The organism is Paraburkholderia sp., from assembly GCF_049581445.1.
Classification (GTDB): domain Bacteria; phylum Pseudomonadota; class Gammaproteobacteria; order Burkholderiales; family Burkholderiaceae; genus Paraburkholderia.
In genome coordinates this window covers 1-7999 of sequence record NZ_JBAURZ010000355.1, presented here as the reverse complement: position 1 = coordinate 7999, position 7999 = coordinate 1, and the positions used below count along the sequence as shown (strand labels likewise).

The following is a 7999-nucleotide window of genomic DNA, read 5'->3' as shown; positions in this document are numbered from 1 at the left end:
GCGGGCGACCACTTTGCCTCGCCGCACCACCGCAAGCCGCGCGGCGCGCAGGCGAATGGCTTCCACCGGATCGCGCGCATCGAGCACCACGCAGTTCGCCTCGCAGCCTGGCGCGATCCCATAGCCTTCGAGTCCAAGGATGCGCGCTGCATTCACCGTCACCGCATCGAAACACGCGTGCATCGCGTCGATGCCGGTCATCTGCGCGACGTGCAGCCCCATATGTGCCACTTCGAGCATGTCGCCCGAGCCGAGACTGTACCAGGGGTCCATCACGCAGTCGTGACCGAACGCGACATTGATGCCCGCCGCCATCATTTCCGGCACGCGCGTCATGCCGCGCCGCTTCGGATACGTATCGCTGCGGCCCTGTAGCGTGATGTTGATCAACGGATTGGCGATCGCCGCCACCCCCGACTCGCGCATCAACGGCAGCAGTTTGCTGACGTAATAGTTATCCATCGAATGCATCGAGGTCAGGTGCGAACCTGTGACCCGTCCCTGCAAGCCGAGCCGGTGCGTTTGCGCCGCGAGGGTTTCGATATGACGCGAGAGCGGGTCATCGGACTCGTCGCAGTGCATGTCGACGCGCAAGCCCTGCTCCGCCGCAAACTCGCACAGGATTCGTACCGACTCCGCACCATCGGCCATCGTGCGCTCGAAATGCGGAATGCCGCCCACTACGTCCACACCCATCGCTATCGCGCGCTTGAGGTTGTCGAAGGCGCCTGGACTACGCAACACCCCGTCTTGCGGGAATGCGACCAGTTGCAGATCCAGATAGGGAGCGACGCGCCGCTTGACTTCGAGCAAGGCTTCGACGGCGAGCAGACGAGGATCGCAGACGTCGACATGGCTGCGGATGGCGAGCAGCCCGCGCGCCACCGCCCAATCGCAATACTGCAGCGCCCGCTCGATCAACGCTTCCTGCGTCAGGTCCGGCTTGAGCTCGCCCCACAACGCAATGCCTTCGAGCAAGGTGCCGGACGCGTTCACGCGCGGCAAGCCGTACGACAAGGTGGCGTCCATGTGGAAATGCGGATCCACAAACGGCGGCGTGACGAGGCACCCGGCGGCGTCGATTTCCTCCGCTGCGTTCGCCGCGAGCCGCGGCTCGACGGCCAAAATGCGGCCGGACTCGATGCCGATATCGACCAGATCCTGATGCGTTGACACGCTACGCGGCAAACGGGCACGGCGGATGATCAAGTCCATATATCGCTCCTTTGACTGACTCCGATTCTATCGGCGTCAGAAAGCGCGTGGGGAGTGTTCGCGTCGTCCTCGAACAGCGCGAACTGGCCGGTCTGCGAGGCGTCGTCCTCTTCGAGCCGCACGCCTACACCCAGCAGACGCACCGGCTGGTTGCGACGCGCAAAACCCTTTTCCAGCAGCGCGAGCAGCGTCGGCACATGGGTGACTTCGCCGACGCACTCGACCGTCGTGCGCTGAAAGTCGGCAAAGCGGATCTTCACGAACAGCTTGCGCACGGCCGCAGCGGCTTCGGCCCGTGCAATGCGTACATCGAGTTGTTCCGCCAGGCGGAGCAGTTCTGTTGCGCATTCATCCAGCGTGCGCAGGTCCGTCACATAGGTCGTTTCGACGCTCACCGACTTGCGCTCCTGGTCGGCCCGCACGGGCCGTTCGTCGATGCCGCGCGAGAGTTCGTACAAGCGCTTGCCAAACACACCGAACTGGCGGTGCAGATCCATCAGCGGCCACTCGCGCAACTGCGCGCAGGTGGTGAGCCCGAGCTTTTCGAGCTTTGCAGCGGTCACCTTGCCGACACCAAAAATCTTGCGCACCGGCAGCGCGGCCACAAACGCATCCACCTCATGCGGACGCACTACGTAAAGACCGTCCGGCTTGTTCCAGTCCGACGCGATCTTCGCGACAAACTTGCTCGGCGCCACGCCCGCGGATACCGTCACGCCCACTGTCGCGCGAATGCGCTCACGAATCTCGTTTGCCATCAGCGTGGCGCTGCCTTTACAACGGTCCGTGCGGGTGACGTCGAGAAAGGCCTCGTCGAGCGACAGCGGCTCAACCTCTGCCGTGTAATCGCGGTAGATGGCCATGATCTGGCGCGAGGCGGTGCGGTACTTCTCCATGGACGGCGGCAAGATCAGCAACTCCGGACATTTGCGCATGGCAAGCGCCGACGACATGGCCGAATGCACACCGAAACGCCGCGCCTCGTAATTGCAGGTGGCGATCACGCCGCGATGGTCGGGGCGGCCGCCCACCGCCAATGGCCGGCCGCGCAGCGTTGGGTCGTCGCGCATTTCAACCGACGCATAAAAACAGTCGCAGTCGCAATGGATGATCTTGCGGACAGACGACGCGGATGGCACAGCCGACGATGCAGGAGGGACGATCGGGTTCAAGATGCTAATACTGTACAAAAATACAGTGTTTTTATCAAGGCACGGAGACGCGAAGACGGCAGGCAATGGTTGGGCACGCGGGTTGCGCGGGTAGGGTTCCACTCTTCAGGAGGCGATTATGATCCCCACCAATCCAGCCAAGCAGTCCCAGTCCCAGTTCCAGTCCCCGCCAGCCGACCAGGGCGCGGGTATCGTTGGCATCGGCGTGGGCGACGGCCCGGGTCCCGACGTCATGGCCGCAGCCACACTCGACGGCAATAAGGTGGTCACCATCGACGGCGAGCATGTCGGCAAAATCTCCGACATCATGCTTGACGTGCGCACAGGCCGGATTGCCTATGCCGTGTTATCGGAAGGTGGATTTCTCGGCGTGGGAACGACCCTTCACGCAATACCGTGGGGTGCGTTGACGCTCAATGTAGACGAGAAAATTTTCCTCGTTGAGCTGATGGCTGAGCAGATCAAAACCGCCCCTGGTTTCGACAGGGATCATTGGCCCGCAATGGCAGACCCGCTCTGGGCGTCGTCGGTGCATGATTACTATCACCGCAAGCCTTACTGGACTTCCACTCACGATGTCGTCGAAGCACGGCAGAGCGAGCTCTGATAGGTCTGACCCAGGCTTGCCTGGAACGGCGGCGGTGGGCTATCTAAACCGCGTTACCGCTCACGCCCGCCGAAATACCGATGCAGCAATGCCGTGGCGCTGCCCCCATGCAGCACCACGGACAACACGATGGTCGCCAGAACAATAGGGATGATGGGCGCAAGCACGGGCCCCCTCACCTGCTCCAGCCCGTAGAGCAGATAATAGAACGCACCGACGCCGCGAATCCCCAGCCAGCCGCTCAGCAGACGCTGGTGCAGGTTAAGCCCGGAGCCCAGCAGAGAAATCATGACGCCAACAGGACGGGCAACGAACAGCAGAACCAATACTGGCCAGATAACGGACCAATGCAGCAGTTCGCGCCAATGCAAGGAGACCACACTGCCGATGATCAGCATCAGCGCGAGTTCCACCAGCCGCTCGATCTCAACCGAAAACGCCATCATGGATTCGGCCATGTAGGCGTGAGCAAGGTCGGGGTCCTTGGCGGCCTCGTCACTCGCGCCGCGTTGCACCGACTTCAGCGCGTCATTGGGAACCTGCTCGCCAGTCGCCTTGAATTCCTGTCTGCGCACCGCGACGCCCGCCGCGAACACGGCGATGAAGGCGTATCCATGTACCAGCAGCGCTGCCCCATAACTGAGCGCCATCAATCCGAGAGCAAAGAAACCTTCGAGCCCCAGCGCCTCTTCGTGCCGCGTGCGCAGATGCGTGGCAATCACGACGATGCCGGTACCCAGCAGCCAGCCAATCAGCAGCGCGCTAACGATGCCCCACACCACCGTGGCCCCGAACGTCCAGCCGTTCGTGCTGCCGAAAGTCGGTACACCACATATCCAGAGCGCGGCAATGGCGAACGGATACGCGGCGCCGTCGTTGAGGCCGCCCTCGGCCGATAGCGAGAAACGCAGCGGCTCATCGTCGCCCGCCTCCAGGACCCGCAATTCATTGGCGAGGACAGGGTCGGTCGGCGCGAGTGCTGCCGCCAGCATCAATGCCGGACCGGCGGCGAGTCCCACTCCCCAGCGTGCCGCCGCATACATCAGCGCGATGGTCACCAGCATTGCGGGTCCTGCGAGACGCAATGGCAGCCGCCACAGCGGATCGCTCAACGGCACCCTCAGGTACATGCCGATCGCGAACAGCGAGATCAGCAGCCCCGTTTCAGTGATGCCGCGCAACATGCGCAACTGCTCGTCAAGATTGGGCGTGAACAGATGGGCGAACGCAGGACCCATCGCGATACCCACGGCCAGGTAGACCATCGCCCCGGTTAGCGGCAGCCGTGCCATCAGGCGCGTTGAAGCCGCCATCGACACCAGCAGCACGCCCACCACGATAGACACGGTTGCTTCAAGCGTCATTCAGTTGCCTGCTTATGTTTTAGCTGTGTCGAAGGCTGGCAAGCAATGGGTGTGCCTTGGCGCGGAGGCTGGCGGGGCGAATGGCCTCGCAGGCGCTTCTGGCAGAGGACGCCGGTCGGTCGCATAGTCCCGCCAGGTTTGCTGAGCAACGGCCGCCGAGCGCCTATACTCGCCGCTAAGGCATGCGCGCGCCATCCTAAGTGGACCTTTAAAACAGGACGCGCGCCTTCATCCCGCAACTCAGGACAGGCAGATGAAAACGATTGGTGTGATTGGCGGCATGAGTTGGGAGTCGTCTGCCGAGTATTACCGGCTGCTCAACCGTCACGCCAAACGGCGGCTAGGCGGTCACCACAATGCGCGCAGTCTGCTGCTGACGGTCGACTTCGCGGCAGTGGAAGCGAGCCAGCGCGCCGGCGACTGGACCGCCCTCGGCGCGCAGATGGCCGATGCAGCACGTCATCTCGAAGCCGGCGGCGCGGACCTCGTGATTCTTGCGACCAACACGATGCACCGGGTCTGCGAGTCGATCGAACAGGCCATCACGATTCCATTTCTGCACATTGCCGATCCAACCGGCGGCGCCCTGCGTGCAGCGGGAATCAAACGCGTCGCCCTGCTCGGTACACGCTACACCATGGAGCACACGTTTTACACCGGGCGGCTGCGCGAGCGTTATGCGCTCGATACCTTGATCCCCAACGAAGACGATCGCGCCGACGTTCATCGCATCATCTACGACGAACTGTGTCATGGCGTAATAGAAGACGAATCGCGGCGCACCTATCAGCGCGTGATCGAAGAACTCGCCTCACGCGGTGCGCAGGCGGTGATACTCGGATGCACGGAAATCACCCTGCTGATCAAGCCCGAAGATTCGGTGCTGCCGGTGTTCGATACGACGGCCTTGCATGCGCAGGCCGCCGTCGACTGGGCGATCGAACGTGAGCATCAGGCCACAGCGGCGATGTGATGCCGCTGTGCCCTTCACCTTCAGTGCCGCTGTTCAGGCCTCGACGTCAGCGAGACTGAACAGTTCGGTCTGGTCGTTGTACGAGAAGACCTCGCCATAGCGGCCCCAGTTGATCACGGCATCAAGCGTATTTTGCGCTGCGCTGTCGGTGAGGAAGTCTTCCAGCTCCTGTTCGAAACGCACACGCGGCGCCCGATGGCCCGGACGCTCGTCGAGCACCTTCTTGATTCGCGCGGCAAGCGGCACGTGACGCAGCAGATGCTCGGCGAACATCGTCTTGCGTTCCTGGGTGCCGAGTTCTGCAAACACACGGGCCGGCGGCGTCAACACAATGTCGCCTTCACGGACTTCCGCGAAGCTTAGATGTTGCAGCACTTCGGCCACCGGAAAGAGATCGTCCACTTCGAGATGCAGCGAACGGGCAATTTCCGGCATGTCGGCGCGGCCGTGGTACGGCGCGGCAGAGAGCGTTTCGATCAGACCGGCGATCAGGTTGGTGGAAACCTCCGGCAGTTGGCTGCCCAGTTCCAGTCCCTTCCTGGTCGACTCGTCGGTCTGACGCGCAGTCATCTTGGCGTAGATCTCGTCCACCAGACGGCGGAACGCCGGGTCCAGCCGGTTGCGCGGATGGTTGAACGGCACCTTGATCTCGGCGATCACCCTGCCCGGATTCGACGACAGCACCAAAATCCGGTCGCACATGAACACCGCTTCCTCGATGTTGTGCGTGACGATCAGTACCGACTTGATCGGCATACGCCCTTGCGTCCACAGATCCAGCAGGTCGGTACGCAGCGTTTCGGCGGTCAGCACGTCGAGCGCGGAAAACGGTTCGTCCATCAGCAGCAGCGTCGGGTCGACCACTAGCGCGCGCGCAAAGCCCACGCGCTGCCGCATACCGCCGGACAGCTCGCGCGGATAAGCGTTTTCAAAACCGTCCAGACCGATCAGGTCGATGGCCGCGAGCGCGCGTTCGCGCCGCTCGCGCGCGCCCACGCCCTGCGCTTCGAGACCGGCTTCCACGTTCTGCAGCACGGTGAGCCACGGGAACAGCGCGAAGGTCTGGAACACCATCGCCACACCCTTGGCGGGGCCTTTGAGCGGCTTGCCGAGGTACGAGACGTCGCCATCGGTCGGCTCGATCAGGCCGGCGATGATGCGCAGGAGCGTCGACTTGCCCGAGCCCGAACGGCCCAGCATGCCGACGATCTCCCCTTCACGCAACGCCAGGTTGACGCCATCGAGCACCAGCAATTCAGGTTGATTCTTGTCAAAGCCGCGAGTCACGTCTTTGACGCGCAAGATTTCTTCACCGAGGCGCACCGCCGTGGAGGGAGCACCAGGAGCCATCATGGTCGGCCCGTCGGCCGATACAAACTTTAGATTTAGCATCGTGTTTACTCTCAATCGAGCCGAAGCTTTGATTCGGCATAGGCGTACATCGGACGCCACAGCAGGCGGTTGAACATCGTCACGAACAGGGACATCACAGCTATACCGAGAATGATCTTCGGGAAGTCGCCCGCGGCGGTTGTCTGCGCGATATACGCGCCCAGACCGTGGGCCACGACCTTGGTATCGCCCCACTGGACGAACTCGGCCACGATGCTTGCATTCCACGCGCCGCCCGAAGCGGTGATCGCGCCCGTAACGTAGTACGGGAAAATGCCCGGCAGCATCGCCTTGCGCCACCACTGCCAGCCGCGGATGCCGAAGTTCTTCGAGACCTCGCGATAGTCGTTCGGATAGGCGCTCGCCCCCGCGATCACGTTAAACAGGATGTACCACTGCGTGCCGAGCACGATGAGCGGCGAGAGCCAGATATCCGGGTTCAGGTGAAACCGCACGATCACGATCACGAACACCGGAAACAGCAGGTTGGCCGGAAACGCAGCGAGGAACTGCGCGACTGGCTGGATCTTTTCGGCCAATGCCGGACGCAGCCCGATCAGCACGCCAAGCGGCACCCAGATGATCGAAGAAATCGCGATCAGTAAGGCCACTCGCAGCAGCGTGATCAGGCCCAGCACGAACACGTGCCCCACTTCATCGAGCGTGACGCCGGTACGCACATAAGCCACGACGCGGTAGACCACATACACCGTGAGGAGAATCACCAGAATCCCCCAAACGATATCGGCCATGCGCGATGAGGCCCGGCTACGCGGCAGGCTGAACTTGATACCGCTAAAGCCCGGCACACGCATCGGCACGCGCGCGGTTTTGGCAAACAGCACGCCCAACGGCCCGAGGCTACGGTGAATCAAACGGGTGCGGCGCACCAGGTCGAGCAGCCAGGACTCGGGGGCATCGCCAGAGCTGGTGTTCTCCATGCGGAACTTGTCCGCCCATGCGACCAGCGGACGGAACAGCAACTGGTCGTACGCAATGATCACCACCGTCATGGCGAGAATCACCCAGCCAATCGCCTGCATGTTCTTGTCAGTGATGGCCTGCGCCAGATACGCGCCAATGCCCGGGAGCGTGATCGTGTTGTTGCCCACCGTGATCGCTTCAGACGCCACCACGAAGAACCAGCCACCCGACATCGACATCATCATGTTCCAGATGAGGCCCGGCATCGAGAACGGCACCTCGAGCTTCCAGAACCGCTGCCACGACGTAAGGTGAAAGCCGCGCGAGACTTCATCCAGATCGCGCGGCACCG

Annotated in this window: 7 protein-coding genes; 2 read left to right on the top strand and 5 right to left on the bottom strand. The window is 62.5% G+C overall.

The window, feature by feature from the left end; genetic code table 11:
• Together WCA85_RS30280 and dinB are read right to left on the bottom strand one after the other, a co-directional pair.
• On the bottom strand, nt 1-1215 hold a 1215-nt coding region (locus WCA85_RS30280), incomplete at its 3' end, for an amidohydrolase family protein (protein ID WP_424068554.1).
• The gene (dinB, locus tag WCA85_RS30275) at nt 1206-2396 is read right to left on the bottom strand and encodes a DNA polymerase IV (protein ID WP_424068556.1); all 1191 of its coding nucleotides are present in this window, start codon (nt 2394-2396) and stop codon (nt 1206-1208) included. The genes dinB and WCA85_RS30280, both read right to left, overlap by 10 nt.
• A gap of 109 nt (nt 2397-2505) precedes the next feature.
• Here dinB and WCA85_RS30270 point away from each other — a divergent pair, with 109 nt between their 5' ends.
• Nucleotides 2506-2994 carry a PRC-barrel domain-containing protein gene (locus tag WCA85_RS30270; RefSeq protein ID WP_424068553.1) on the top strand — a complete coding sequence of 163 codons (489 nt, stop codon included), beginning with the start codon at nt 2506-2508 and terminating at the stop codon, nt 2992-2994.
• A gap of 53 nt (nt 2995-3047) precedes the next feature.
• Here the strand turns inward: WCA85_RS30270 and WCA85_RS30265 are convergent, their stop codons facing one another.
• Nucleotides 3048-4358, bottom strand: coding sequence for a cation:proton antiporter (locus tag WCA85_RS30265; protein ID WP_424068552.1), 1311 nt, complete (start codon nt 4356-4358; stop codon nt 3048-3050).
• Nucleotides 4359-4611: 253 nt separating this feature from the next.
• On the opposite strand from WCA85_RS30265, the gene WCA85_RS30260 reads away from it, so the two are divergent.
• Complete coding sequence (locus tag WCA85_RS30260) at nt 4612-5331, top strand: aspartate/glutamate racemase family protein (RefSeq protein ID WP_424068551.1); 720 nt, start codon at nt 4612-4614, stop codon at nt 5329-5331.
• Nucleotides 5332-5364: 33 nt separating this feature from the next.
• On the opposite strand, the gene WCA85_RS30255 is transcribed toward WCA85_RS30260, so the two are convergent.
• Together WCA85_RS30255 and WCA85_RS30250 are read right to left on the bottom strand one after the other, a co-directional pair.
• Nucleotides 5365-6684, bottom strand: a complete 1320-nt coding sequence (locus tag WCA85_RS30255) for an AAA-associated domain-containing protein (protein WP_424068555.1) — start codon at nt 6682-6684, stop codon at nt 5365-5367.
• A 50-nt stretch (nt 6685-6734) separates the two neighbouring features.
• Nucleotides 6735-7999 (bottom strand): ABC transporter permease (locus WCA85_RS30250; protein ID WP_424068550.1); only part of this gene is annotated, 1265 nt, incomplete at its 5' end.